26 protein-coding genes are annotated in these 26,567 nt (G+C 62.6%); 11 read left to right on the forward strand and 15 right to left on the reverse strand.

Features of this window, described 5'->3' with window-relative positions; genetic code table 11:
* Window positions 1–3 precede the first annotated feature (3 nt).
* From MKZ91_RS21180 to MKZ91_RS21230, 11 genes are all read right to left on the reverse strand, one after another.
* Window positions 4–726: a heme-copper oxidase subunit III family protein gene (locus MKZ91_RS21180; protein WP_336173007.1), complete on the reverse strand. Its 723-nt coding sequence runs from the start codon at window positions 724–726 to the stop codon at window positions 4–6.
* Window positions 727–737: 11 nt separating this feature from the next.
* Window positions 738–1,442 (reverse strand): cytochrome c oxidase subunit 3, encoded by a 705-nt coding sequence (locus tag MKZ91_RS21185; RefSeq protein ID WP_336173008.1) that lies wholly within the window; start codon window positions 1,440–1,442, stop codon window positions 738–740.
* Window positions 1,439–3,214: a cytochrome c oxidase subunit I gene (ctaD, locus tag MKZ91_RS21190; RefSeq protein WP_336173009.1), complete on the reverse strand. Its 1,776-nt coding sequence runs from the start codon at window positions 3,212–3,214 to the stop codon at window positions 1,439–1,441. The genes MKZ91_RS21185 and ctaD overlap by 4 nt, the downstream gene beginning before the upstream one ends.
* Before the next feature lie 155 nt (window positions 3,215–3,369).
* On the reverse strand, window positions 3,370–4,212 hold the full coding sequence (locus MKZ91_RS21195) for a cytochrome c oxidase subunit II (protein WP_336173010.1): 843 nt from the start codon (window positions 4,210–4,212) through the stop codon (window positions 3,370–3,372).
* Window positions 4,213–4,351: 139 nt separating this feature from the next.
* On the reverse strand, window positions 4,352–4,738 hold the full coding sequence (locus MKZ91_RS21200) for a c-type cytochrome (protein ID WP_336173011.1): 387 nt from the start codon (window positions 4,736–4,738) through the stop codon (window positions 4,352–4,354).
* 177 nt (window positions 4,739–4,915) lie between these two features.
* Window positions 4,916–6,013, reverse strand: coding sequence for an ABC transporter ATP-binding protein (locus tag MKZ91_RS21205; RefSeq protein ID WP_336173012.1), 1,098 nt, complete (start codon window positions 6,011–6,013; stop codon window positions 4,916–4,918).
* A gap of 11 nt (window positions 6,014–6,024) precedes the next feature.
* On the reverse strand, window positions 6,025–6,858 hold the full coding sequence (locus MKZ91_RS21210) for a carbohydrate ABC transporter permease (protein ID WP_060520333.1): 834 nt from the start codon (window positions 6,856–6,858) through the stop codon (window positions 6,025–6,027).
* Between the two features lie 4 nt (window positions 6,859–6,862).
* On the reverse strand, window positions 6,863–7,798 hold the full coding sequence (locus MKZ91_RS21215) for a carbohydrate ABC transporter permease (RefSeq protein WP_336173013.1): 936 nt from the start codon (window positions 7,796–7,798) through the stop codon (window positions 6,863–6,865).
* A 151-nt stretch (window positions 7,799–7,949) separates the two neighbouring features.
* Entirely contained in the window at window positions 7,950–9,212 is a 1,263-nt protein-coding gene (locus MKZ91_RS21220) for an ABC transporter substrate-binding protein (protein WP_336173014.1), read from the reverse strand.
* A 68-nt stretch (window positions 9,213–9,280) separates the two neighbouring features.
* The gene (locus MKZ91_RS21225; protein ID WP_336173015.1) at window positions 9,281–10,453 is read right to left on the reverse strand and encodes a PLP-dependent transferase; all 1,173 of its coding nucleotides are present in this window, start codon (window positions 10,451–10,453) and stop codon (window positions 9,281–9,283) included.
* Entirely contained in the window at window positions 10,450–11,166 is a 717-nt protein-coding gene (locus MKZ91_RS21230) for a FadR/GntR family transcriptional regulator (protein ID WP_336173016.1), read from the reverse strand. Before MKZ91_RS21230 ends, MKZ91_RS21225 begins: the two co-directional genes overlap by 4 nt.
* 145 nt (window positions 11,167–11,311) lie before the next feature.
* Between MKZ91_RS21230 and MKZ91_RS21235 the strand changes: the two genes are divergently transcribed.
* Complete coding sequence (locus MKZ91_RS21235; RefSeq protein WP_336173017.1) at window positions 11,312–11,569, forward strand: hypothetical protein; 258 nt, start codon at window positions 11,312–11,314, stop codon at window positions 11,567–11,569.
* Between the two features lie 75 nt (window positions 11,570–11,644).
* Here the strand turns inward: MKZ91_RS21235 and MKZ91_RS21240 are convergent, their stop codons facing one another.
* Together MKZ91_RS21240 and MKZ91_RS21245 are read right to left on the reverse strand one after the other, a co-directional pair.
* Window positions 11,645–12,748 (reverse strand): M24 family metallopeptidase, encoded by a 1,104-nt coding sequence (locus MKZ91_RS21240; protein WP_336173018.1) that lies wholly within the window; start codon window positions 12,746–12,748, stop codon window positions 11,645–11,647.
* Window positions 12,749–13,083: 335 nt separating this feature from the next.
* On the reverse strand, window positions 13,084–13,776 hold the full coding sequence (locus MKZ91_RS21245; RefSeq protein ID WP_336173019.1) for a GntR family transcriptional regulator: 693 nt from the start codon (window positions 13,774–13,776) through the stop codon (window positions 13,084–13,086).
* A 175-nt stretch (window positions 13,777–13,951) separates the two neighbouring features.
* On the opposite strand from MKZ91_RS21245, the gene MKZ91_RS21250 reads away from it, so the two are divergent.
* The 3 genes from MKZ91_RS21250 to MKZ91_RS21260 all read left to right on the forward strand — a co-directional run bounded on the left by MKZ91_RS21250 (window position 13,952) and on the right by MKZ91_RS21260 (window position 17,844).
* Window positions 13,952–15,319 (forward strand): glutamine synthetase family protein, encoded by a 1,368-nt coding sequence (locus MKZ91_RS21250; protein WP_336173020.1) that lies wholly within the window; start codon window positions 13,952–13,954, stop codon window positions 15,317–15,319.
* Window positions 15,316–16,629 carry an NAD(P)/FAD-dependent oxidoreductase gene (locus MKZ91_RS21255; RefSeq protein ID WP_336173139.1) on the forward strand — a complete coding sequence of 438 codons (1,314 nt, stop codon included), beginning with the start codon at window positions 15,316–15,318 and terminating at the stop codon, window positions 16,627–16,629. Before MKZ91_RS21250 ends, MKZ91_RS21255 begins: the two co-directional genes overlap by 4 nt.
* Before the next feature lie 300 nt (window positions 16,630–16,929).
* Window positions 16,930–17,844, forward strand: coding sequence for a transglutaminase-like domain-containing protein (locus tag MKZ91_RS21260; protein ID WP_336173021.1), 915 nt, complete (start codon window positions 16,930–16,932; stop codon window positions 17,842–17,844).
* 293 nt (window positions 17,845–18,137) lie between these two features.
* Here the strand turns inward: MKZ91_RS21260 and MKZ91_RS21265 are convergent, their stop codons facing one another.
* Together MKZ91_RS21265 and MKZ91_RS21270 are read right to left on the reverse strand one after the other, a co-directional pair.
* Window positions 18,138–18,530: a YybH family protein gene (locus MKZ91_RS21265; RefSeq protein WP_336173022.1), complete on the reverse strand. Its 393-nt coding sequence runs from the start codon at window positions 18,528–18,530 to the stop codon at window positions 18,138–18,140.
* Window positions 18,531–18,580: 50 nt separating this feature from the next.
* Window positions 18,581–19,198, reverse strand: a complete 618-nt coding sequence (locus MKZ91_RS21270) for a TetR/AcrR family transcriptional regulator (RefSeq protein WP_336173023.1) — start codon at window positions 19,196–19,198, stop codon at window positions 18,581–18,583.
* 118 nt (window positions 19,199–19,316) lie between these two features.
* Between MKZ91_RS21270 and MKZ91_RS21275 the strand changes: the two genes are divergently transcribed.
* The 7 genes from MKZ91_RS21275 to MKZ91_RS21305 all read left to right on the forward strand — a co-directional run bounded on the left by MKZ91_RS21275 (window position 19,317) and on the right by MKZ91_RS21305 (window position 26,549).
* Window positions 19,317–20,411, forward strand: coding sequence for an ABC transporter substrate-binding protein (locus tag MKZ91_RS21275; protein WP_442892327.1), 1,095 nt, complete (start codon window positions 19,317–19,319; stop codon window positions 20,409–20,411).
* Window positions 20,412–20,519: 108 nt separating this feature from the next.
* Window positions 20,520–21,404: an ABC transporter permease gene (locus MKZ91_RS21280; RefSeq protein WP_336173025.1), complete on the forward strand. Its 885-nt coding sequence runs from the start codon at window positions 20,520–20,522 to the stop codon at window positions 21,402–21,404.
* Window positions 21,405–21,406: 2 nt separating this feature from the next.
* The gene (locus tag MKZ91_RS21285; RefSeq protein ID WP_336173026.1) at window positions 21,407–22,198 is read left to right on the forward strand and encodes an ABC transporter permease; all 792 of its coding nucleotides are present in this window, start codon (window positions 21,407–21,409) and stop codon (window positions 22,196–22,198) included.
* Window positions 22,195–23,295, forward strand: a complete 1,101-nt coding sequence (locus MKZ91_RS21290; RefSeq protein WP_336173027.1) for an ABC transporter ATP-binding protein — start codon at window positions 22,195–22,197, stop codon at window positions 23,293–23,295. Before MKZ91_RS21285 ends, MKZ91_RS21290 begins: the two co-directional genes overlap by 4 nt.
* A gap of 4 nt (window positions 23,296–23,299) precedes the next feature.
* Window positions 23,300–24,034, forward strand: coding sequence for an MBL fold metallo-hydrolase (locus MKZ91_RS21295; protein ID WP_336173028.1), 735 nt, complete (start codon window positions 23,300–23,302; stop codon window positions 24,032–24,034).
* 16 nt (window positions 24,035–24,050) lie between these two features.
* A complete protein-coding gene (locus MKZ91_RS21300; protein ID WP_336173029.1) occupies window positions 24,051–25,484 on the forward strand; it encodes an aldehyde dehydrogenase family protein in 1,434 nt (477 codons plus the stop codon).
* A gap of 141 nt (window positions 25,485–25,625) precedes the next feature.
* Window positions 25,626–26,549 carry a DMT family transporter gene (locus MKZ91_RS21305; RefSeq protein WP_442892324.1) on the forward strand — a complete coding sequence of 308 codons (924 nt, stop codon included), beginning with the start codon at window positions 25,626–25,628 and terminating at the stop codon, window positions 26,547–26,549.
* The last annotated feature ends 18 nt before the right edge of the window (window positions 26,550–26,567 follow it).

Below are 26,567 nucleotides of genomic sequence, written 5' to 3' on the forward strand. Positions count from 1 at the left end.
GCCTCACCACAGATAGAAGAATGCGAAGATGAAGACCCAGACGAGGTCGACGAAGTGCCAGTAGAGGCCGGTGATTTCGACGATCTCGTATTGTCCCCTGCGGCTGGTAAAGAAGCCGCGTTTGCCGGTATCGAAATCCCCGCGCCAAACCTTCCGGGCGATGATCAAGAGGAAGATGACGCCGATGGTGACATGCGTGCCGTGGAAGCCGGTGATCATAAAGAAGGTCGAGCCGAATTGGGGAGCACCCCAGGGGTTGCCCCAGGGCCGCACGCCCTCGGTGATCAGCTTGGTCCATTCGAAGGCCTGCATGCCGACGAAGGTGGCGCCGAAGAGGGCGGTCAGCACCATGAGCAGGGCCGTCTTCTTGCGGTCCTGGCGGTAGCCGTAGTTGACGGCCATCGCCATCGTGCCGCTCGAGGTGATCAAGACGAAGGTCATGATGGCGATCAGGATCAAGGGCACGTCGGTGCCGCCGATGTGGAGCGCGAAGACCTCGCTCGGATTGGGCCAGGGCACGGCGGTCGACATGCGCGCCGACATGTAGGCGACGAGGAAGCAGCCGAAGACGAAGGTGTCGCTGAGCAGGAAGATCCACATCATCGCCTTGCCCCAGGAGACGTTCTTGAACGTCCGCTGGTCGGACGCCCAGTCGGCGGCGAAACCGGCGAGACCCGCGGGGCGGGGGAGCGGTTCTCGGACAGGCGAATGTGTCTCGGCGGACATGCCCTGGCTCCTTAGGTCAGAAGGGATCGGCAGAGCTCGACGAAATCGTTGGCCCAGCCGGAAAAAAGCGCGAACAACACCAGCCAGACGGCCAGCATGAAATGCCAGTAGGTGGCGCAAAGGGTGATCGACAGCACGGCCTTTTCGTCCATTGCGGTGCCGCGCGTCTTGGCGATGACCCGGGTCAGCGCGACGAGGCCGCCGAGGATGTGCAGGCCGTGCATGCCTGAAATCATGTAGAAGAAGCTGTTGGCCGGATTGCCGGCGAGCAGGAATCCTTCGTCCGTGAGCTCGCGCCAGGCGAAGACTTGGCCGACGAGGAAGGCGAGGCCGGTTGCAAGGGCCGCGATCAGCGCCGTACGGCTCGCCTCGTCGCGATGTCGCTCGGCGGTGACACGCGCCGCATGCAGAAGCAGGCTGCCGAGAGCGAGGATGGCGGTGTTGAGCCAGAGGATTTTCGGCATTGGCGTCGACCACCAGTCGGTGGATGCCATGCGCATGAAATAGGCACTGATGAAGAGCGAAAAGAGCGCGGCGACGACGGCGAGGAAGACGCCAAGGCCGATCTTTGCCGGCGCGATCGGAGGGCGGTCGTGTGGGCGGGGGTCGTGGGCATGGCCGACCTCCAGCCAGGGTTTCGAGAACAGGCGCTGCCGGCTGAGCCACCAGCCGGCGATTGCCAGCACCACTGCCAGGAAGATGAGGGTGACATTCATGAAGCACCCTCCGGCGCATGGCCTCCAGAACCCGGCTGGTTCTGTGGAATGAAGTCCTCGGCCGCTCCAGGCACGCTGTAGTCGTAGGCCCAGCGATAGACGATCGGCAGGTCCTTCCAGTTGCCGTGGCGCGGCGGGGTCTCCGGCGTCTGCCATTCGAGCGTCGTTGCCCGCCAGGGATTGCCGCCCGCCTCGCGCCCGTGGCGGATGCTCCAGATGAGGTTGAAGAGAAAGACGATCTGCGCCGCGCCGACGACCAGAGCCATGATGGTGATGAACTCGTTCAGCGTATGGGCGGAAGCGGGCACGAAGGCGGATTCACCCATCTCGTGATACCGGCGCGGCATGCCGATCAGGCCGAGATAATGCATCGGGAAGAAGATCAGATAGGCGCCGACGAAGGTGACCCAGAAATGGATCTGCCCCATCGCCTCGTTGAGCATGCGGCCGGTGATCTTCGGGTACCAGTGGTAGATCGCCCCGAAGATCACGAGGATCGGCGCGACACCCATGACCATGTGGAAATGGGCGACGACGAACATGGTGTCGGAGAGCGGCACGTCGACGACGACGTTACCGAGGAAGAGACCAGTGAGGCCGCCATTGACGAAGGTGACGATGAAGGCGAGCGCAAAGAGCATCGGCAACGTCAGATGGATGTCGCCACGCCAGAGCGTCAGCACCCAGTTATAGACCTTGATCGCCGTCGGCACGGCGATGATCAGCGTTGTCGTCGCGAAGAAGAAGCCGAAATAGGGGTTCATGCCGCTGACATACATGTGGTGCGCCCAGACGATGAAGGAGAGCGCGCCGATGATGACGATTGCCCAGACCATCATGCGGTAGCCGAAGATGTTCTTGCGGGCATGGGTGCTGATCAAATCCGAGACGATGCCGAAGGCCGGCAACGCGACGATGTAGACCTCGGGATGGCCGAAGAACCAGAAGAGGTGCTGGAACAGGATCGGGCTGCCGCCGCCATGCTGCAGCTGCTCGCCCATTTCGACGATTGCCGGCATGAAGAAGCTGGTGCCGAGCACCCGGTCAAACAGCATCATGACGCAGGCGACGAAGAGGGCGGGGAAGGCGAGAAGCGCCATGACCGTTGCGGTGAAGATGCCCCAGACCGTGAGCGGCATGCGCATCAGCGTCATGCCGCGCGTGCGGCCCTGGAGCACGGTGACCACATAATTGAGCCCGCCCATGGTGAAGCCGATGACGAAAAGGATGAGTGATGACAGCATCAGAATGATGCCCCAGTCCTTGCCGCCGGGTGTGCCTGACATCACCGCCTGCGGCGGATAGAGCGTCCAGCCCGCGCCCGTCGGCCCGCCGGGGGCAAAGAAGCTTGCGACCAGCACGAGCACGGCGAGCAGGTAAAGCCAGTAGCTCAGCATGTTGGCATAGGGAAACACCATGTCGCGCGCGCCGAGCATCAGCGGGATCAGGTAGTTGCCGAAGCCGCCGAGGAAGAGTGCGGTCAGGAGATAGATCACCATGATCATGCCGTGCATGGTGATGAACTGGTAGTAGCGCTCGGCATCGATGAAGGCGAAGGCGCCGGGAAAGCCGAGCTGCAGCCGCATCAGCCAGGAGAGCACCAGCGCGACCATGCCGATGGCAATCGCGGTCGAGGCATATTGAATGGCGATGATCTTGGCATCCTGGCTGAAGACGTAGCGCGTCCACCAGCTATGGGGATGATAGAGCTCCACATCCTCCACTTCCGCGGGGCCAATCTGTTCGCCCGTGCCATGCCGGATGTCGACCATCTGCGAGAACCTCCCAACACCGAATCATCTCGATCCAACGCTTGAAACACGCAACTCCGGACTATGAGCCGTAGAGTTGCTTTTGCTCACGAGCGGGATGCGGGCGGAAAACCCAAACACTTGCCCCCATCCCGTTTTGGCCGTCGGGGCGCCTCCTACTGCGCCGGGGCGGCATTTCCTGCCTGCGCCGTTTCCTTCGTTCCTGCCTTTGCCTGCAACTGCGAGAAGGTCTGTTGCTGCGAAAGCCAGGCCTGATAGTCCTCGGCACTGTCGACGACGACGGTGCCGCGCATCTGGGGATGGCCGACGCCGCAGAGTTCGGCGCAAAGCACCTCGAAAGTGCCGGTGCGGGTCGGTGTCAGCCAGAAATAGGTGACCATGCCCGGCACCATGTCCATCTTGGCGCGGAATTCCGGTACGTAGAAATCGTGGAGCACATCGACCGAACGCAAGAGCATCTTGACCGGCTTGCCGACTTCGAGATGCAGCTCGCCGCCTTCGATGACGACGTCATCGAGTGCCGCCGCATCGTTGCGATTGAGGCCGAGCGAATTTTCAGGCGTGATGTCGCGGGTCTCCGACGTCCCGAGCTTGCCGTCGGCGCCGGGCAGCCGGAAGCTCCACAGCCATTGCTGACCGACGACTTCGACTTCTGTCGCTCCGTCAGGGACGGTGACGAACTGGTGCCAGACGAAAAGGCCGGGGGTCAGCATGGCGGCGACGCCGAGTGTCGTGCCGCCGGCAAGCCATCCTTCGAGTTTCCTGTTTTCCGGTTCATAGGCCGCCCGGTTCCCCGGGCGATGCCGAAAACGCAGGACGCAATAGGCCATGAAAAGCACGACGGCGACGAAGACGACGCCGGTAATCCAGAAGGTGATGATGAGCGTATCGTCTATGTAATTCCAGTTGGACGCGATTGGCGTCCACCACCATGGGCTCAAGAGATGGAACAACACCGACCCGACGGCCAACAAAACCAGAATAACTACCACGGCCATTTCTGTCCCTCCTCGCCGATGGCGGCTGTGGGAGTGAATACGCAATCCGTAGAGCTCTGCCTGCAATTATTGCACGAACGTGAAATAGTCGCAATTCGCCCTCACGCAGCGGATGGCGTCTGTGCCTCAGCTTTCCCGGCTATTGCGAATACTGCTTCAGATAGGCGATGAGATCGGAGATTTGCGTGTCATCCTTCAACCCGGCAAAGGCCATCTTGGTGCCTTTTATCTTGGTGCGGGGATTGTGCAGATAGTCACGCAGATGCGCCTCATCCCACACGAGCCCACCCTTGCCGGCATCGATCATCGCCGAGGAGTAGCTGAAGTCGGGATGGGTGCCGGCCGTTCGTCCGAACAGGTGATTGAGTGACGGCCCAACCTTGTTGGTATCGCTGTCGGCCACGTGACAGACGGCGCATTTCTTGAAGACGGTGGCTCCGGCTGCGGCATCGCCCTCTTGCGCGAGGGTTGTGAACGGACAGAGCATCGTTGTCGAAAAGGCAAGGGCAACAACAATAATTCGCATGACACTTCCTCAAAATCGCCGGGCGCAGGCAAGGAAGGCTATCGTCAATCTGTCGTCTTGGCGGTGCTTGCTTCTCTTAAAATGGCGCCACGGGCGGTTGATACTTGCGACACCGAAACGGTACGCCTCGCCCTCAGGAAGTCAACCGGCGGAGCCGGCCCGCCGCCGGCTCTCCGCCTAAATTTTCACCATGGCTGGTGCCGGCAATCGGACGCGATTGCCCTCGGCGTTGAAGAAGTGCAGCCGCTCGACCGGCAGGCGCACGGGAAGCGTGCCCGACGCGTTCAGGAATTTGCGGTCGTTGGTGAAGGCCTTGAAGCCGGCGCGGCCGAAGGAAAGGTGCAGGATAATGCCGAAGCCGGTCGGCTCGACCAGGTCGACATTGGCCTGAAGCGCATCCGGACCATCGACGCCGATCTCCACGTGTTCCGGGCGGATACCGAGCGTTGCCTTGCCGCCGTCCGCCAAGGCCGGGTGCGGCTGCGCCGGTATGGTGACGCTGCCTTCCGTCTCGAAGCGCGGGGCGGTGCCGTTGCGATAGGTGCCCTCGAAGAAGTTCATGCCGGGCGAGCCGATGAAGCCGGCGACGAAGAGGTTGGCCGGCCGATCGTAGAGATCGAGCGGGCTGCCGACCTGCTGAACGAAGCCGCCGTTCATGGCGACAATCCTATCTGCCAGCGTCATGGCCTCGATCTGGTCGTGGGTGACGTAGATCGAGGTCGCGCCGAGGTCCTTGTGCAGTTTCTTGATCTCGGCGCGCATCTGCTCGCGCAGGCGGGCGTCGAGGTTGGAGAGCGGCTCGTCAAAGAGGAACGCTTTCGGTTCGCGCACGATGGCGCGGCCCATGGCGACGCGCTGGCGCTGGCCGCCCGAGAGCGCACGCGGCCGGCGTTCGAGCAGCGGGTCGAGGCCGAGCTTGGCGGCTGCCCCCGAAACGACGCTTGCGATCTTCTCCTTGGCGGTCTTCCGGAGCCTCAGGCTGTAGCTCATGTTCTTGGCGACCGACATATGCGGGTAGAGCGCATAGGACTGGAACACCATGGCGATGTCGCGGTCCTTCGGCGCCAGCTCATTGACGCGTTTGCCGGCGATGCGGATTTCGCCCGACGTCACGCTTTCAAGCCCTGCGATCATGCGCAAAAGCGTGGACTTGCCGCAGCCGGACGGGCCGACGAGCACGACGAATTCGCCGTCGCCAATCTTCAGGTCGACATCGTGCAGGACCGGGTGGATGCCGTAGGATTTCTGGATGTTGGCGATATCGATGGAAGCCATGAGAGCAATCCTCAGCCTTTGACCGCGCCGGCCGTGAGGCCCTGGACGAGATAACGTTGAATGAGCAGAAAGAAGAGGCAGGCGGGGATGAGCGCAAGCACGCCGGCCGCCATCATCTGTCCGAAGTCGACGGAGAACTTCGACACGAAGGATAGAAGTCCGACGGGGAAGGTCGCCTGGTCGTTGCCGGAGATCAGCATCAGCGAAAACAAGAGCTCGCTCCATGCCGCCGTAAACACAAAGCCGAGTGTTGCGGCAATGCCCGGCAGCGTCAGCGGCAGGATGATCTGGCGGAAGGCGACGAACTGGGTGGCGCCGTCGATCATCGCCGCTTCCTCCAGATCCTTCGGAATGCCGTCGAAGAAGGACTGCATCAGGAAGGTGGCAAAGGGCACGTTGAAGGCGGTGTAGACGATGACGAGGCCGGTGAGGCTGTTGGTGAGACCAAGCGGCGAGAGGATCTTGAAGATCGGCGCCACCAGCATGACCAGCGGAAACATCTGGGTCAGAAGCATCAGTGCGACCAGCCAGTACTTGCCGCGGAAGTTGAAGCGCGACAGCGCGTAGCCGGAGAGCGAGGCAAGAATGGTGACGATGACGGCGGTGGAGCCGGAAACGATCAGGCTGTTCTTGAAGAACACCGGAAAGGCGCTGTGGCGCAGCACGAAGTCGAAGTGCTCGAGGCTGGCGCGCGACGGCCACATCCGAATGCCTTCGGAGTAGAGCAGGTCGTTTGGCGTGACCGCGACCTTCAACAGCCAATAGAGCGGGAAGAGCGCAAAGGCGATGTAGGCAAGGATGGCCAGCCGGTGCGCGATCATGAGGAAAAGGGGTTTGGCGCGCATCGTTTCAATCCTTGCTCAACAGCCATTGGCGCAGGATGACGATCAGCATCGAATAGGCGAGCAAGAGTGCCAAGAGCACGAGCGCGATCGCCGAGGCGTAACCGAAATCCAGACGCTTGAAGGCCTGGGTGAAGATGTAGCTGGCGACGATCTGGGTGCGGTCGGCCGGTCCGCCATTGGTCATGACGATGATCAGATCGGCGAAGTTGGAGATCCAGACGGTGCGAAGCAAGATGGTGATGGCGATGGTCGGCGCGAGGAACGGCAGCGTAATCGAGAGAAAACGCTGGACCGGACCGGCGCCGTCGATGCTGGCGGCCTCATAGAGGTCGCGCGGGATGGCCTGAAGAGCGGCAAGAAGGGTGATCGCGAAGAAGGGAATGCCCCACCAGACATTGGCAATGATCGGCCCCCACATGGCAAGCTGCGGGTCAGAAAGAATGTTGGACGGCTCGCTCATCAGTCCAAGCCCGTAGAACCAGTGCGGTAGGGGCCCGACGACCGGATTGAACAGCCAGGCCCAGTTGAGACCGGCAAGGAAGCTCGGGACCGCCCAGGGAAGGAAGACGAGCGCCTGGGCAAGGCCGCGGCCGTAAAAGGGCTTGTCGAGCAGCAGCGCGAGGATAAGGCCGAAGACGAACTGGAAGAAAACAGAAGCGCCGGTCCACCAGAGCGTGTTGCGCAGCGCCCGGTAGAAGGCCTGATCTTCGGAAAGCGCGCGGAAGTGATCGAGGCCGATATAGGCGCCGGAAAACGGGTTCAGGAGCTGGATATCGCGGAAGGCGTAGGAAACGCCGAGCACCAACGGCACCAGCATCACGGTGACGATCAGGATCAGCGCCGGCGCGCTGTAAAGATAGGGTGCGGCGCCATCGGCGATGCGCTTCATGAGCGGCGTCCTGCCAGCCGGCAGTCCGCTTTGGCGGGCGACATGGTCCATCGATCGAATTTTCCCCTGTGCGGTCGCCGGTTTCTTAGGGCGTACCTCGTTTTCGTGAAGTCGGAGCGGTTTGCAGGCGGAGACCGCGCCCACGACATTCCGCTCGAAGAGCATGAGAGCCGGCGGCAGCGAACCGCCGCCGGCCACAGGCTTACTTCTTGCTGGCGAGAAACTTCTGCTGCGCCTTGGTGAGGTAGTCGGCCCACTGGGTGGCGAGTTCTTCCGGCGTGATGTCGCCGAGCAGGGCTTCCTGGGTCGTCTTGATGGCGAGCGAGTCCTTGAAGAAGGCGAATTCTTCCAAGTAGGTCGGCATCACCGTCAAAACGACGTCCTTGTCGGCAAGCTCGTCGAACCAGCCCTTGAACTGCGCGCTTGCGTAGAAGGGGTCCTTTTCGGCCGACTTGTGCACCGGCAGTGCCCCGGTGCGCTTGTTCCACTCGATGTTGCCTTCCGGCCCTTCGAGCGTCTCGATCAGCTTCCAGGAGAGGTCCTTGTTCTGGCTTTTCGACAGCATCGACCAGCCGGCAAAGCCGATGGTGGTAAACGCCTTGCCGCTCGGGCCCTTCGGCATGGTGGTGACGCCAAAATCGTCCGGCTTCATGCGCTCGGCAATGGCGATCAGCGCGTCCGGATCCTGATCGAGGAAGGCGCAGGTGCCGCTGTAGAAACCGGCGACGATTTCGTTGAAGCCCCAGTTGACGCTGTCCTTCGGTGCCAGCCCCTTCTTGTAGAGGTCGATCACCCAGGTGAGACCCTTGACCCAGCCTTCGCTGTTCATGGTCGAGGTGCCGTCCTCGTTGAAGAAGGTGTTGCTGCCGGCCATGGTGGCGCCGAACATCACCCAGCCGTTGAGGCCGCCCGGACCGCCGCGCAGGCAGTAGCCGGACTTGCCCGGAAGCTTGGAGACGGCTTCCGATGCCTTGACGAAATCGTCCATCGTCTTCGGCGGCTCGCTCACGCCGGCTTCCGAAAGCAGCTTCTTGTTGTAGAACATGGCGCGCAGATAGAAGCCGTAGGGCAGCATGTAGGCGGTGTCGTTGACGTCGCGGCCGAGTTCGAGCGCGCGTTCCGTCAGGCCGCCCGTGTGCTCCCACTTGGCGAGATAGGGCTCGAGGCTTTCGAGCATGCCGTTGTTGGCATAGAGCGACAGCCAGGTGTCGGGCATTTCCATCACGTCAGGCAGTTCGCCGGCCGAAACCATGGTTGCGAACTTCTGGAAGGCTTCGCCCCAGGGCAGCGAGATGATCTCGACCGTCGTGCCGGGATTGGCGGCTTCGAACTTGGCAACGATCGACTTCAGCGTCTCGGTGCGTTCTGGGCTGGTGATGACCTCGACGAGCTTCAGCTTGGTGTCGGCGAGTGCGCTTCCGGCCATGAGGCTTGCGAGAAGCGTGGCAGTGATCAGTTTCTTCATTTTGTTCCCTCTTTTCTTCGTTGGTTTTGGTTCAAAGTGGGCAGAGCGGGATCCTCATCCCGCTCCTGTCAGCCAGCCGAAGCGACGGCGAGCGCCGCTTCGAGATCGCTCCAGAGGGCCTCCGTCCCCTCCAGGCCGACATGGAGCCGTACCGACCGCGGCGAGATGCCGAAGGCGGCCGCGGAATTGGGCTGTGCTTTCTGCGACAGCACGACTTCGCCCGGCACGATGAGGCTTTCATGTCCGCCCCAGGAAACGCCGAGCTTGAAGAGTTCGAGATGATCGGCGAAGCGCCTGACATCGACGCCTTCGCGGAAGATGAAGGAGAACAGGCCAGACGTGCCTGAGAGCCCCGGCGGCAGGGTGTTGCCGAGCCCGGGGTGGCAGACTTTTTCGACCAGCGGGTGGGCCTGCAGCCGCCGCGCGACCTCAAGCGCGGAGCGCTCGTGCGACTTCATGCGGATCGGCAGGGTGCGCAATCCGCGGATCAGCAGCCAGGCATCGAAAGGCGAGAGCTTGCCGCCGAGATAGGGATAGGCCTCCGAGCGGATGCGGCCGATCAGTTCCTTCGAGCCGGTGACGACACCGGCGACGACGTCCGAGTGGCCGCCGAGATACTTGGAAGCGGAATGGATGACGAGATCGACGCCGAGCGAGATCGGCTGCTGGAAAATCGGGCTTGCCCAGCTGTTGTCGATCGCGGTGATGATGCCCTGGTCCTTGGCAAGGCGGGCAAGGGAGGCGACGTCGTGGGTGTCCATCATCCAGCTCGTCGGGCTTTCCATGTAGAAAAGCTTGGCGCCGGGCAGGGCCTTGGCGACCGCTTCCTCGTCGCGGCCGTCGACATAGGTCACCTCGATCTTCATGCGCTTCAGATGCGTGCCGAAGAGCCGGAAGGCGTCGGGATAGACGTGGTTGACGGCAACGATCCGGTCGCCCGGTTCGACGAAGGAAAGCACGGTCGAGGAGATAGCCGACATGCCGCTCGCAAATCCGATCGCATCCTCGCCGCCCTCAAGCTTCGCCAGCATCTCCTCGAACATGCGCACGGTCGGGTTGAGGCCGCGGGTATAGATCGGCCGCACGCGCTCGCCCCGGTAGGAGGCGACCATGTCGTCGTAGTCCTTGAAGGTGAAGAGCGAGGTCTGCACGATTGGCGGCACGACGGCATCGAAGGCGTGGCCTTCGTCATGCGCGACGATCAGCGAGGCATAGTCGAACGGATCGAGGCCGTTGTTCATTTGGACATTTCCTTGATGTCTTCCTCGACGATCGCGAGGATTTTCAGTGTTTCTTCGCGCGCAGTGTCAGGATCCTGGGCCGCGATCGCGTTGAAGAGTGTGCGGTGGAAGGGGAAGGAGCGCCGGGCGAAGTCGGACCGGTCGAAAGGCTCTTCCCAGAAGCGTTCGAAAGCCTCGCGCATCTGTTCAAGCAACTGCCGAAAGAGCGGATTGTGCGTGGCGTCGTAAATCGCCAGGTGAAAGGCGAGGTCTTCCGGTCCGGACGTGCCCTTGGCGATGTGCACCCGCTCCATCTCGTTGAGCTTCACCTCGATGATCTTCAGGTCTTCGTCGGTGCGGCGGCGCGCGGCGACCATATTGGCCTCGACCTCGATGCCGCGGCGAACTTCTAGGGTCATCAACAGCACGTCGCGCAGATGCGCGGCGTCGAGCGTGAGCGGCATGTGTACCGTGGCGCCGGAGATCGTGCGCAGCAGGTAGGTGCCACTGCCCTTGCGCGCCTCGACCACGCCAAGCGCCTGGAAGTGGCGGATGACCTCGCGAATGGTGGAGCGACCGACGGCAAGCGCCGTCATCAGCTCGCGCTCGGCCGGCAGGCGTTCGCCCGGCTTCAGCCCCGATTGTTCGATGTAGTCAGCCAACGCGGCGATAACCTGCTGGGCCCGGTCGGCCGGGGGCAGGGGCATCAGTGCCGCTCTTGCCGGTTCACTCATTCGGCTCCCTCCTCAGAGGCCAAATTGGTCTGACATCTGAGCACTATGGATAAGGCAAGGGAGGTCGTCAAGCAGGAACTGATGGAATGGGAGGGCTGTTGACCTCGCGCGCTTCAGGCGTAGAGAGGAGGCAAGGAGCTTGAAAATGATGAAATCAGGACATGTGTGTGCGGTCGCCGCTGTAGCTGGAGTGCTCTTCGCGGCGACGACTGTCGCTGGCGATGCGGCAGCGCAGATGCGCACCAGAAAGTACGAATATTACGAAGGGATCCAGCGCAAGCCCTATGGGAACTACTGGATATGGCCGCCGGTCGAACAGCGGGAGCCGGTCTACCGGCAGCGGCCGGGCAAGGATGGCGCAAGTGGCGAGACGCCGAGGCCGCGCAAACGGCCGGCACAATAGGCACCTTCGGCCGGCATCAACGAGCAAAGAAAAGCGGCGCCCGAAGGCGCCGCGGCTTTGATCAGAACTTGTTGATCAGACTCTGGCGACGTGAACGTCGCGGGGAAGGGAGGAGAGGACCTCCGGTCCATCCTCACGCAGGATGACGATATCCTCAAGCCGGATGCCGAAGCGGCCGGGCAGGTAGATACCGGGCTCGATCGAGAAGACCATGCCTTCTTCCAGAACGGTTTCCGACGTCGCAGTAATATAGGGCGGCTCGTGGCCGTCGATGCCCATGCCGTGGCCGGTGCGGTGGACGAAGTATTCGCCATAGCCGGCATCGCTGATCACCTTGCGGGCCGCAGCGTCGACCTCCTTGGCAAGCACGCCGGGACGGGCCGCCTTCAGCGCCGCCTGCACGGCCTTTTCAACGATGGTGTGGATCTGGCCGTAGCCTTCGGGCGCCCGGCCGACGATCGCCATGCGGGTGATGTCGCTCGGGAAGCCCTGCTTGCGGCCACCGATGTCGATGACGACGGCATCGCCTTCCTCGATCACCCGCTCGCTGGCCGAATGATGCGGGAATGCGCCATTGCCGCCGGCGCCGACGATCCAGAAGGCCGGTGCCGCACCTTCAGACGAGAAATGCCCGCGGATCTCGGCGGCCAGTTCCTTCTCGGTCATGCCCGGGCGGATCTTCGAAAACGCCGCCTGCATGGCGCGATCGGCGATGCCCGCATTCATCTTCAAAAGTGCGTATTCGCTCCTGTCCTTGCGCATGCGCAGCGCGCCGAGCGTTGCCGGGGTGAATTCGCGCGCGGTGTCGGCAGGCAGCGCATCGATGAGCAACAGCGCGAAATCGGCGCGCATCGTCTCGTCGAGCACGACCCGGCCGGGCTTGTCGGCGCCGACGTCGGCAAGCGCTGCCATCAGAGCATCGACCGGACCCACATCATCAGCCCAGTTATGAAAGGCGATGTCGGTGTGCTCGCGCGTGCCTTCGGCGTTCAGCGCCGGCATCAGGAAGGCTTGCCTTTCCGCTCCTACCAGAAGCAGGCAGGGGCGCTCGTCGGGATGCGGATGGTAGCCGATCAACCAATCCATGTGCGAGCCCGGCGCCAGTGCGACGAGGCCGACATTGCTTTCGGCCATCTTGCGGCGAAGCGCTGCAAAACGGCTCTTCGAGAGTTCCGTCATGATGTTTCCAGTTCTGGCTTGAGGATTTGAAAGGTTTAAGACAGCCGCGCTTCAGGCGGGCCGACGTGGACAGGGACAAAGGACGGATCACTGTGCGCGTGAAGGTGCGCCTACGGGGAACGTCTGCGTCCGGTATGGACGATGTTACGGGATGCGGATTTGTGGCTCTTCAAGCGGACGCCTCCCCCTCGAAATGCGCGAATATGCGCGCAGGGAGCCTGTCGTCCCCCGTCGCTATGCGTCTGTATTTCAACGACTTTGGTGTCGAGCCTCGGTCTTGTCAATACGAAATTTTAGTCACACTAAAATTTCTGACTGGCGATGCCGTCGGCGGATCAGGCAGCCAGCCGCAACAAGTGCGCAACGGCTTGCCGGTCGAAGCCGCCGATGCCCTCGCGAATGTCGGCGGCGATCGCTTCGGCGACGGCATCCTCGTCGCGCCGCCTGAGTGCCTCGATCGCCTCACGGTGCCGATCCACCACATAGAGTTCGGTGACGTGCTCCATGGCGATGCCGAGGATGGGCCCGAGTTGCAACCAGACGCTCTCGACCAGCGGCATGGCGACCGGATCAGGATTGGCCGTGTATATCATGCGGTGGAACGCCTGGTTGGCGATCAGCGCCGCTACCTTGTCGCCGTTACGGATCTCGGTCTCGATGCTGTCGTCGATCGCAGCGATCTGCTCGATCTGGCGCTCGGAAAGATGCGCGACGGCCCGGCGCGCGGCGTGGCTTTCCAGCGCGATGCGCAGCGAGATCAGCTCCTCGAAGCGGGCAGGGGTGATGTGCGGTACGACGATGCGGCGGTTTTCGAGAAACTGCAGCGCGCCGATCGAGGTGAGCTGCCGCAATGCCTCGCGCACCGGCGTCGGGCTGCTTTCCAGCGCCTCGGCAAGGCCGCGGATGGTGACGGATGTGCCGGGGCGGAAGGCGCCGACCATGATTGCCTGGCGCAGCCGGTTGAAAGCGTAATCATGCGTGGTCATGCCGTCGGGTCGCCCGAGAGGCGGCAAAGCAAGAGGTTTCAAGTGCGCATGTCCTTTCGCCTGGCTCACGATGAGAGGGGGATGCGGGAGGAAAACCACATACACTTTTCCTCATGCCGCACTACGTCAAACGCCTGATAGCACTGCCGACGCTTGACTCCAATTCCTGAATTGTGTCAACTTTCTGAAAATGTGATCACAAAAAGAGATTTGCGATATGTCGCTCGATGCGGAAGATCCCAGCGCATTCAAGGCATGGCTCGAGCAGAACGGGCCGATCGAGAGCATCCAGGCCGTCGTCTGCGACCTCAACGGCATCATGCGCGGAAAACGCGTTCCCGTGGAGCAGGCGGGCAAGGTGCTTGGTGGCGGCATCCGCATGCCGCTCTCGATCGTCGGCGTCGACGTGTGGGGCGAGGACATCATCAATAGCGAACAGGTGTTTGCGAGTGGTGACCGTGACGGCATCTGCGGCGTCACCGGCCGCGGCGCACTGCCGGTCAACTGGACCTCGCGACCGAGCGCGCTGGTGCCGCTCTGGCTGCAGCTCGAAGATGGCAAGCCGTTTCTCGCCGATCCGCGCCAGGCGCTGGCGGCGGTCGTGCGCGAATACAAGGAGTTGGGCCTTCGCCCGGTCGTTGCCACCGAGCTCGAGTTCTACCTGATCGATCCCGAGCCCGACAGCGCGGTGCCGCCGATCTCGCCCTATACCGGCAAGCGGCTCGATTCCGATGCGATCCTGTCGATCGACGAGCTCGACGATTTCGGCGAGTTCTTCTCTGACGTTTACAAGGAATGCGCCCGCCAGAACGTGCCGGCGGATGCGGCGATCGCCGAAAACGGCATCGGCCAGTTCGAGATCAACCTGCTGCACACCGACGACCCGCTGAAGGCGGCCGACGACGCCATCTTCTTCAAGCGCATCGTCAAGGGCGTGGCGCGCAAGCACGGGCTTGCCGCCACGTTCATGGCCAAGCCCTATGGCACCCGTTCGGGCAACGGTATGCACATCCATTTCAGCCTGCTCGACGAGGAGGGCAACAACGTCTTCAACGACGGCAGCGACGAGGGGTCACCAATCCTCAAGAACGCTGTTGCCGGCCTCCTTCGTGGCATGGCCGAGACGACGCTGCTGTTTGCGCCGCATTTCAATTCCTACCGGCGACTGCGGCCGGATACGCACGCGCCGACGGCGGTCTGCTGGGGCTATGAGAACCGCACCTCGGCGATCCGTATTCCCGGCGGCAATCCGGCCGCACGGCGCATCGAGCATCGTGTCGCCGGTGCCGACGCCAATCCCTATCTCGTCATCGCCGCGATCCTCGGCGCCGCGCTTGTCGGCATCCGCAACAAGTGGAAGCCGCCGGCGCCGATTTCAGGTCGGGCCTATGCAGCGGAGAAATTGCCCAAAATTCCCTCGGAATGGGGGCAGGCGGTCGATAGCTTCGAGGCTGGGCCGATTGCCGCCGAAATCTTCGATCCCGTGCTGCGCTCGATGCTGATTGCCTGCAAACGCCAGGAGATCGCAGGCTTTGCCGAGCAGGTCACGGACTACGAGTTCAGCGCCTATCTGGAAATCGTCTGATGCTTACAAAACAGAAATCCTATGCCGGCGACGGCAGCTATCCGACCAGCTACTACGCCGCCTCCCGCAACATCGTCCGCACACCGGTCCGGCTGCAGGGCCGCGTCGAGACCGACGTTTGCGTCGTCGGTGCCGGTTATTCCGGCCTGTCGACGGCGATCCACCTTGCGGAAAAGGGCTACAAGGTCGTTGTTATCGAGGGCGCGCAAGTCGGCTGGGGTGCCTCGGGCCGCAATGGCGGTCAGGTGGTCAACGGTCTCAACGCCAGCCTGTCGACCATCCAGCGCCGCTACGGCGATGACGCCGCGCGCTTCATCGGCGGGCTGGTGCAGGAGGGCGGCAGGATCATTCGCCGTCTCGTCAGCCAGTATCAGATCGACTGCGACTTGAAACCGGGCAACATCTATGCCGCCTACACGCCGGCGCATATGAAGGAACTGGAAGCCAAGCAGGCGCTCTGGCGCAAATACGGCATGGATGACCACCAGCTTCTCGACCGTGACGCGCTCGCCAAGCTCGTGAAGTCTGACGCCTATTGTGGTGGCATGCTCGACACCACGGGCGGCCACATGCATCCGCTCAACCTCGTGCTCGGCGAGGCACGCGCCTTCGAAAGCATCGGCGGCACGGTTTATGAGCAGTCGCCGGTGACGCGCGTCGACCACGAGGCGGCGCGACCGACCGTCTATACCGAAGGCGGCGAGGTTTCGGCGCGCACCGTCGTTCTCTGCGGCAATGCCTATCTCGGCGATGCCGTGCCGAAGCTCGTGTCGCGGGTCATGCCGGTCTCAACCCAGATGATCACGACGGCGCCGCTTGGCGAAGAACTGGCGCATTCGCTGATCCCGAGCGACATGTGCGTCGAGGACGTGCGCTACATCCTCGACTATTTCCGCCTTTCGGCCGACAAGCGCATGATCTTCGGCGGCGGCACCGTCTATGGCGGCACCGATCCGGCCGATGTGGTCGCGAAGCTTAAACCCAATCTCGAAAAAGTGTTCCCGCAGCTGAAGGGCGTGAAGATCGACTATGCCTGGAGCGGCAACTTCGCGCTCTCCTTCACCCGCGTGCCGCAGATGGGCCGCATCGGCTCCAACACCTACTTCGCCCACGGCTACAGCGGCCACGGCGTCACCGGCTCGCACCTTTTCGGGCGCACGCTCGCCGAGGCGATCGACGGCGACACGACGCGCTACGACGTTTTCGAGAAGTTGCCCTGGTATCCGTTCCCGGGCGGCCGCATGTTCCGCGCCCAATATTCGACGATCGGTTCCTGGTGGTACCAGTTCAAGGACGCGGTCGGCCTATAGGAAACCACGCCGGAACAATCCGCCGCGGCGGACGTTTTCGGCGGATGCACCGCTGCTTTGCGGTCGGTGCGCGGGCGAAATGTGATTACGCCCGCGCATATCGATGCGGTACTATCGTTCTTCTAAGGCATCGGCTCACCCGAGAAAGGGTTAGGGCCTCTTGCGTCTCCGGCATGCGGCCCGCGCGCCCTTCGGCGCAGGTGTCGCCTGCAAACCGATACCAAGGAGTGCCCGCGGGTTTTCTGCGGGCGGCAACCAGGGGGCTCGTCGCTCCTGTTTGATATCCTGGGAGGCCCCGAGATGTTCGTGCGCTTTGGCTATGAAATCGGCATTCGCTGCCCGCAGCCGACCCCGATGATGACCTATCTTTCCGTCGTGCCGGAAAGGCGCGCAACGCTCCGGCGTGAACATGGGCCGGTGCCGTCACCGCTGGTGAAGATGGAAGAGATCACCGATCCGCATGGCAATGCGTGCTTCCGGATGACCGTGCCCGGAGGCGACTTCAAGCTGAGCTACGATGCGATCATCGAGGACGACGGCAGGCTCGATGCCTCCGATCCTTTAGCAGAGGCGGTGCCGGTCGAAAACCTGCCGGCCGCTTGGCTGCCTTATCTTGCAGCCAGCCGCTACTGTGAGACCGACAGGCTCGGCGCGCTCGCCTGGCGGCTGTTTGGAGACGTGCCTTCCGGCTGGCAGCGGGTGCAGGCGATCTGCGACTATGTGCACGAGCGGCTGGTCTTCAGCTATGGTTACGCGCAGTCAATGCGCACCGCACTCGAGGCCAATGAGGATCGTGTCGGTGTCAGTCGCGACTACGCGCATTTGGCAATCACCTTCTGCCGCTGCATGAACATGCCGGCACGCTACGTGAACGGCTACATGGCCGATATCCCGAAAAGCGACAATCCGGCACCGATGGATTTCAACGCGTGGTTCGAAGTCTTTCTTGGAGATCGCTGGCATACATTCGACGCGAAAAACAACCAGCGGCGGGCAGGGCGGATCGCTGTCGCCCGTGGTCGTGACGCGGCGGATATTCCGCTGATCCAGACCTTCGGCAAACACGAACTGACCGCCTTCACGGTCTGGACCTGCGTCGAAACGGACAGCGCGCTCACGCGCTCGCATCGCGCGTCCGACGTCTCGCTGCTGACCCCATGGTTCAGCGAAACCTGGTCGAAACACCTGCAGGACCGCGACCGCAATCGCCATTGATCGCCACCGCGTCGGCGAACCGATTTTTTACGACATGCGCCTATAGCGAAAAATAATATCTACAAACTCAATGGAGAATATAGGAGAACAAGAGAGAAGGCGGGCCAAGTCCGCTCGCAACGGAGAGACGCGATGAACGCTTCAAGGCCGATGGCACAATCCCGGTACGCGCTTTACGCATCTGCGCCCCAGCGCCGGTCACTCGTACATCTGGTTCCACACGCGATTGCCATCGCCGCCGCTTTCACCTTCGTCAGCGCCGTCGTGGTTGGTGCCTTCTGACCATCTTCGGTTTAGCTTTGGCGCGACAGGTGCTCGTGCACGGCGATCCAATCGCCTGACGATGCCCGCCGGAACACGATCGTCTCCCGTTCGTCCGCCGTCGCCGGTTCCCCATTGAATTCCAGTTCGGTCTCGACGCGGTGCGTGAAGACCGCGACTTCGCCCACCGCCTGGACATGTCGATCGCTCGACCGGCATGCGCGCACGCGAAAGCCGTCCCGTTCTTCCCAAAGCGCCCATTCCGCCTCATAGGCTGCCCGGCTTAGGAGCGGCCGGTCAAGCGTGTGGAAGATGAAGGTGGCATCCGGCGCAAAGGCCGAAAAATAAGCCGCGCGATCATGCTGCGCGAAGGCGGCAACCAGCCGGTCGGCCGCCGCAAGGACGGACTGTTCCAGATCTTTCATGGCGTTCCCTCTTTGCCGGGCGCGGATATGGCCCGGTCTTTTTGTGTTGGTCAGCGCGTGGCGATGAGCGTCGCCAGTGGCCTGTTCTGGCGCGAAACACGCGACTTGAGGTCGTCGAGTGTCATCGTCTCGCGCTTGGCGAATTCGGTGAACATCGTATTGAGATTGTGGAAGAGCATCTCGCCGACCGCTTCCACGTCGACATCGATCGCGACCACGCCCTTGGCCTTCAGCTTGAGGATCAGGGTCGAGACCTGCTCGCAGAGCCGGCGGTCGAGTTCGGTGTAGCGTTTGCTGAAGGGGCTTTCCGGCTGCTGGATGGAGATCGCCATCGCCGTTCGCCACATCTCCTTGCTGAGATAGTAGAGCGAGTGGTCGTAGTATTCGCCGATCAGTGCGTCCAAGGCGCCCATGACGGAGGCGGGTGGGTTGTCGACGATCGAGCGGCCGGCTGAAAGCACCTCCTCGACTTCCATCGAGACGGTGGCCAGCAGGATGTCGCCCTTGTTCTCATAGTAGTTGTAGAAGGTTCCGACCGAGATCTCGGCGCGTTCGGCAATGTCCTCGATGCGCGCGCTGTCATAGCCCACTTCGCGAAAGAGCGCGCCGGCGGCGTCGAGAATACGCCGGTTCCGATCGGCCTTTTGCCGTGCGCGCAGTCCCGTCATCTGATGCTTCCTCGAATTATGAATTGGTTCAAAATTGAGATTGACTTAAAAAATGAATTCATTCAATCTTTTTTTGAAGACGCCGAAACGAGCGTCAAAACAAGAGGGCAACAGCATGATGAAGTCAGTTCGTGACGGTGCGCGCCTGCGCCGTTTCTTCTCCTCCACCGCCGCAGTCGCGGTTGCCGCACTCTCGACGGTCGCAGCCCCCGCACCGGTTTTTGCACAGGAAGAGCTCAATGCGCTCGTCTGGTGCGACCATACCGATCCGGCACTCCTGGAGCCGTTCGAAAAGGCCAACGACGTCAAGGTCAACGTCAAGGTTTATGAGGGCACAGGGGCAGGGCTCTCGATCCTCGATCAGTCGCGGCCGGGCGACTGGGACGTGCTCGTGATCGACGGCGTCGACGTGCACCGGGCGATCGATCTCGATCTGCTCGCCGAAATGCCGACCGACGCATTGCCGACCGCCGACATCTTCCCGGAAGTGCGCATGGAGGCGAACAACACCAAGGACGGCAAGACCTACGCCGTCACCGAAAAGTTCGGCTACAACACGATTTCCTACGACAAGACCAAGGTCGATCCGAAGGACATGCAGGACCTGTCGGTTATCTGGTCGGACAAGTACAAGGGCCGCATCGCGCTCTATGACTACTATCTGCCGATGATCGGCCTCGTCGGTCTCGGCCTTGGCAAGAAGACCTCCGAGCTTTCCGAAGCGGACATGCCGGCAATCAAGGAAAAGCTCGCGGAAATGAGGGCCGCATCCAAACAGGTGAGCGACGTCGTCTCTTCACAGACAGCCCTTGCAACCGGCGAGGTCGACATTCTTGTCGGCGGCGGCGAGTGGATTACTGCGGTTCTTTCGGCCGACAAGCCGAGCCTCGACTGGACCATCCCCGAACAGGGTGCGGTGCGCTGGGCGCAATCGATCGGCGTCATGAAGGATTCCACCAAGCAGGACCTGGCGCTGAAGTTCGTCCAGTACATCCTGAGCCCCGAGGGACAGGCGCGGCTTGCGACCTCGTCCTGCTACTGGGCGATGCCGGCCAACGCCAAGGCGGGCGAATTCCTCACCGACCAGCAGAAAACGGCGCTGCGCTTCAATGAGCAGGCCGAATACCTAAAGAAGACGCAGCTCTATCCGATCCCGTCGGCCGAGCTCGACCAGCAGTTCCAGGACGCGTGGACGGAAATGCTGCAGCAGTAACGATGGGAGCGGGCGCGGCCAATGCTGTGCCCGCCTGATCTTCGTTGTGGGCCGCTGCGGCGGCGCAAGGGCTAATCATGCCCGCAACCCCTGAACCCCGGGATCGCCATGGCAGACGCCGCAACCCTGACAACAGCGACAGCCCTCGAAGATGCCGACCGCCGCAAGGCCTGGGGCTTTGTCGCCCCGGCGCTTCTGTGGACCATTTCTTTCTTCATCGTGCCATTCGCCTTCATGGCGGCGATGAGCCTCTGGAAGCGGGAAGGGCGGGATCTCGTCCGCGTCTGGAACTTCGACAACTATACGCGCTTCTTCTCCGAAAACGCGCTGTTCCAGGGGCTCGTCAACTCGCTCGAAATCACCGTCATCGTCACGGTGATCTCGGTGCTGCTTGCCTATCCGCTCGCCTGGATCATCGCCGAACGGGTGCCGAAGCGGCTGCAGCGCATGGCGCTGATCCTGGCGATCCTGCCGTTCTGGACCTCCTACGTCGTGCGCTCCTATTCCTGGCTGCTGGTGCTCTCGAAGAACGGGGTGATCAACCAGCTCTTCATGAACATCGGCCTGATTTCCGAACCCATGGAGCTTGCCAGCACCCGCACGGCAACGGTGATCGGCTTCGTGCATTTCTTCGTCATGCTTCTGACGCTGACGATCTATTCCAACCTGATCCAGCTGTCGCCGAATTACCGCCGCGCGGCGGCCGACCTCGGCGCCAACGCTTTCCAGACCTTCTGGCATGTGGTGCTGCCGCTGACGCTGCCGGGCATCATGACCGGCGCTTTCCTCACCTTCGTGCTCTGCATCGGCGACTATGTCACGCCGCAGATCCTCGGTGGCAACAACGAGCTGGTTCTGCCGCAGATCATCATGCTGCAACTCGGGCGCCGGGCGGATTTCCCGATGGCGGCGGCGCTGTCGATCGTGCTGATGCTCGCCGTGACCATTGCCTATGCGGCCTGCGCCCGCTGGCTGAAGATCGAGAGGGCCTGACGATGCTGCGCAACATTTCCGCAAGCGTGCTCTCCTGGACCTATCTCGTCCTCGTCTACGCCTTCATCTTCCTGCCGGTCGCCGTGCTGGTGCTCTTCTCCTTCCAGGACGGCCGCCTGCCGGTGCCGCCGTTCAACGGCTTATCGCTGCAATGGTACGAGGCAGTCTTCGCCGACCGCAAGCTGATGGCAGCGCTTGGCAACTCGATGATCGTGGCGCTCGTCTCCTCGGTCATCTCGGTGCTGCTCGGCTTCCTCGCGACCTATGCGCTGGCGCGCTACAAGCTGCCGGGCTCTGCGCTGCAGCGCGGGTTGCTGATTGCGCCGATGACCGTCAGCTACCTGATCATCGCGCTCGGGCTCCTGTCGCTGATGAACGCGCTGCACATCCCGTTGTCACTGATGACGGTCGGCATCGGCCATGTGGTGATCAACCTGCCGCTCTGCTTTGCCATCATCTATGCTTCGATGGGCGATCACCACATCAACATCGAGCGGGCGGCGCGCGACCTCGGCGCCAATGATTTCAAGGTGATGGCGCTGGTGACGGCGCCGATGCTGATGCCGTCGATCCTCGCCGCTTTCTTCCTCTCCGTCACCTTCAGCTGGGACGAGTTCATCATCGCCTTCCTCTTGTCGCGCTTCGACGTGACGCTGCCGGTCGAGATCTGGAGCATGCTGCGCTCCGGCCTCAACCCCAAGACCAACGCCATCGGCTCGCTGGTGTTCCTGGCCTCTGTCGCCGTGCTTCTCATCCTTGAGCTTTCCCTGTTCGGAAGGACGAAAAAACAATGACCGCTTCCGTCTCGATCGAAAACGTCAGCAAGATCTTCGGCGCCTTCACCGCGCTTGATAATGTCTCCCTCGATATCCGGGCGGGCGAATTCATCGTCCTGCTCGGGCCTTCGGGCTGCGGCAAGACCACGCTTTTGTCGATCCTCGGCGGTTTCCAGTCGCCAAGCGCCGGCCGGGTGACGATCGCCGGGCAGGACATGACCTATGTGGCGCCGGCCAAGCGCCCGACGACGACGATGTTCCAGGATTATGCGCTGTTTCCGCACATGCGCCTGGTCGACAATGTCGGCTTTGGCCTCAGGATGCGCGGTCTTGCCAAGGCCGAGCGCGACGAGAAGGCGCTCGGTTTCCTCGATCTCGTCGGCCTGAAAGCTTCGGCCGGCAAGCGGCCGCACGAACTGTCGGGCGGCCAGCGCCAGCGGGTGGCGCTGGCCCGAGCGCTGGCCGTCGATCCGGACGTGCTTCTGCTCGACGAACCGCTCGGCGCGCTCGACCTCAAGCTTCGCCGCCAGATGCAGGACGAGCTGAAGGCGATCCAGAAGCGGGTCGGCACCACCTTCGTGCATGTCACCCACGACCAGGAAGAGGCGATGGCGATCGCCGACCGCATCGTGGTGATGAACCAGGGGCGGATCGAGGACTTTGGCCCGCCGTCGGAGATCTACATGCGACCGCGCTCGCTGTTTTCGGCCGGCTTCATGGGCGAGGTCAACTTTGTTTCCGGCCGTGTTGCGGCGGCCGACGCCAGCTCCGCCCATGTCGAAACGCCGCTCGGCAGCCTGGCGCTGCCGGCGAAGAACTTCACCGCATCCGCTCCGAAGGCCGGCGACCGCATTACGCTCACCATCCGGCCGGAGCATTTCCGCGCCGACGACAAGGCGGAAGGCCCGACGGTGGCGCTCGGCGAAGCGCGTGTCGCCGGCAGCGCCTTCTTCGGCACGCATTATCGCTGCCATCTGCAGCCCTGCGCTACCGATGCCCGTGCGCTGGTGGCCCATCTCCCGCAATCGGCAAGCGTGCGCGAGGGCGAGATCGTGCCACTTGCGGTGCGCGCCAGCGACGTCGTAGCCTTGCCCGCGTCAGGCGGACATGCGTAGCACCATGCAGAGAATTGCCCCAAAGGACTGGTATCGCGTCAGGCGGCTCGACGACGACGTCACCATGATCGACGAGCCCTATATCCAGGAATTCTACCGCTGCAACATCTGGCACGTGCGCGGCCGCGACCGCGACATGTTGGTTGATAGCGGCATGGGCGTCGTGTCTTTGAGGGAATGGGTGCCGCTGGTTACCGAGCGCGCATTGGATGCCGTTGCCAGCCACACCCATTTCGACCATATCGGCTGCCATCACGAGTTCGGCTGCCGCTGCGTGCACGCGGCGGAAGCAGAGCTTCTGGCGCACCCGACACGCAAGAACACGCTCGCCGACCCCTACGTCGCCGACGAGATCTTCGACGCGCTGCCGCCCGAGCCCTATGCGTCGACCACTTATGCCGTGAAGGCGGCACCGGCGACGCGGCTGCTGGAGGATGGCGATCATTTCGATCTCGGCGACCGGGTGTTCGAGGTGATCCACACACCCGGCCATTCGCCCGGCGGCATCGCGCTCTTCGAGGCGAAGACCGGTATCATGTTCTCCGGCGACATCCTCTATGACGGGCCGCTGATCGAGGACACCTATCATTCCAATGCCGACGACTATCTGGCGTCGATGGAACGGCTGCTGACGATACCCGCGCGTATCGTTCACGGCGGACATTTTCCAAGCTTTTCCGGCGAACGTTATCGAACGCTGATCCGCGAATGGCTTGCTGAAAAACAAAAGACAAACTGACGGGAAGGAGGAGCGAATGCTCGACAAACGCAAGTTCTACATCAACGGCGCCTGGGTTGACCCCATCGTCGCCAACGACCTCGAGGTGCTGAACCCGGCGACGGAAAAGCCTGTCGCGGTGATCTCGATGGGTACGGCCGAGGACATCAACCGTGCCGTTGCCGCCGCAAAGAAGGCCTTTGCCAGCTACAGCCTGACCAGCGTCGAGGAGCGCCTGGCGCTGCTCGAAAAGCTGCTTGCCGTCTACAAGCGCCGCTATGACGAGATGGTCGACACCATCACCATGGAGCTCGGCGCGCCGAAGACCATGACCCGCGAACAGCAAGCCGATGTCGGCGTCGGCCACCTGCAGGGCTTCATCGATGCGCTGAAGCGGCTGAAGAGCCGCGACCGGCTGCCGAACGGCGACGTGATCCTGCGCGAGCCGATCGGTGTGTGCGGCCTCATCACGCCGTGGAACTGGCCGATCAACCAGATCGCGCTGAAAGTGGTGCCGGCGCTGGCGACCGGTTCGACTTGCATCCTGAAGCCGAGTGAATTCACGCCGCTCAACGCCATGCTCTATGCCGAGATGATCGATGAGGCCGGCTTTCCGGCCGGCGTCTTCAACCTCGTCAACGGCGACGGCATCAATGCCGGTGCCACCCTTTCCAAGCACCGCGACGTCGACATGATGTCGTTTACCGGCTCGACCCGTGCGGGCATCGCCGTCAGCAAGGACGCGGCCGAGACCGTCAAGCGCGTGACGCTGGAACTCGGCGGCAAGTCGCCGAACATCGTCTTTGCCGATGCCGATCTCGAAGACCGGGTCACCGGCAGCGTGCTCGAATGCTTCAACAATTCCGGCCAGTCCTGCGACGCGCCGACCCGCATGCTGGTCGAGCGCAGCGTCTATAACCAGGTGGTCGAGATCGCCAAGCGCGTCGGCCGTGAGGCCAAGGTTGGTGACCCGACGCAGGAAGGCAGCCACATCGGGCCGCTTGTCAGCGACGTCCAGTTTGGCCGGGTGCAGGCGCTGATCGAGGCAGGTATTGCCGAGGGCGCGCGCCTGCTCGTCGGCGGTGCCGGCAAGCCCGAGGGCTTCGAGACCGGTTACTTCGTCAAGCCGACGATCTTTGCCGACGTCAACAACGACATGCGCATTGCCCGCGAGGAGGTGTTCGGTCCGGTGCTTGCAATCATCCCCTTCGACACCGAGGAGGAAGCGATCGCCGTTGCCAACGACACCAATTACGGTCTTGCCGCCTATGTGCAGACGGGCGATCCGAAGCGGGCCGAGCGCGTCGCAGCGCGCCTTCGCGCCGGCATGGTGCACATCAATGGCGGCCCGCACCGATACGGCAGCCCCTTTGGCGGCTACAAGCAGTCGGGCAACGGCCGTGAGGGCGGCATGTTCGGTCTTGAGGATTTCCTCGAAGTGAAGACCGTGCACGTTCCTGACGCTGCCTGAGGAGACGAAGCAGCGCGTCTAACCGACGGAAAAACCGGCGGCCGCTCCGCTTGTGCAGGGCGGCCGCCATTGATCGGGTGGGCGATTTATTGCGACTGTCGCCAATGCCGGTCTTCTGCTAGCTGCCTCGTTGAGGGCGCGATGGTCGCCTGCAAGCAGAACAGCGACATTGACGTGACCCCAGTACCCGCCACCGTTTCCTCCCAAAACCGTCTCGCCATGGCCGCACTGCTGATCGGCGGCGCTGCGATCGGCGGTTCGCCGATCTTCGTGCGGTTGTCGGAGGTTGGGCCGATGGCGACCGCTTTCTGGCGGGTGGCGCTGGCGCTGATCCCGCTGCTTGCCTGGTCGTGGTTTCGCGGCGAGGGCGACAACGACCGGCGCCCGCAAAAGCTCTCGGAATACGCGCTGCTGATCCTGCCCGGGGTGTTTCTCGCCATCGATCTCGCGGCCTGGCACTATGCGCTGACGAAGACGTCGGTCGCCAATGCGACGCTGCTTGCCAACCTTGCGCCGGTCTTCGTGACGCTTGCCAGCTGGCTTCTGTTCCGGGCGCGGATCAGCGCTGTCTTTGCCATCGGGCTGGTGACGGCAGTCGTCGGGGTGGTGACGCTCAAGGGCGGGCCGATGGCGCTTGGCGAGGGCAATCTGCTGGGCGATGGCGTCGCCGTCGTCGCGGCGATGTTCTACGCGGGCTATATCCTGGCGATCGGCCGGCTGCGCAGCCTGTTCAGCACGATCAGGATCATGGTCTGGAGTACGGCTTCGGCGGCTATCTGCATGCTGCCGATCGTGCTTCTGTCGGAGCCGACGCTGTTACCGCCGACTGCCTTCGGCTGGGCGATGCTGTTCGGCCTTGCCTTCGTCAGCCATGCCGGCGGGCAGGTGGCGATCACCTATGCGCTCGCCTATCTGCCGCCCGCCTTTTCCTCGCTGACCCTGCTGTTGCAGCCGGTTGTGGCCGCGATCCTCGCCTGGATCCTGCTTGCCGAACCGGTCGGCCTGATGCAGGCGATCGGCGGGGCGATCGTACTTGTCGGCATCCTGATCGCGCGGCGCGGGTAACACCGCGCGAGTTCCCAG

Origin of the sequence: Ensifer sp. MJa1 (genome assembly GCF_037026475.1) — a bacterium.
In the GTDB taxonomy this organism is placed as follows: Bacteria; Pseudomonadota; Alphaproteobacteria; order Rhizobiales; family Rhizobiaceae; genus Ensifer.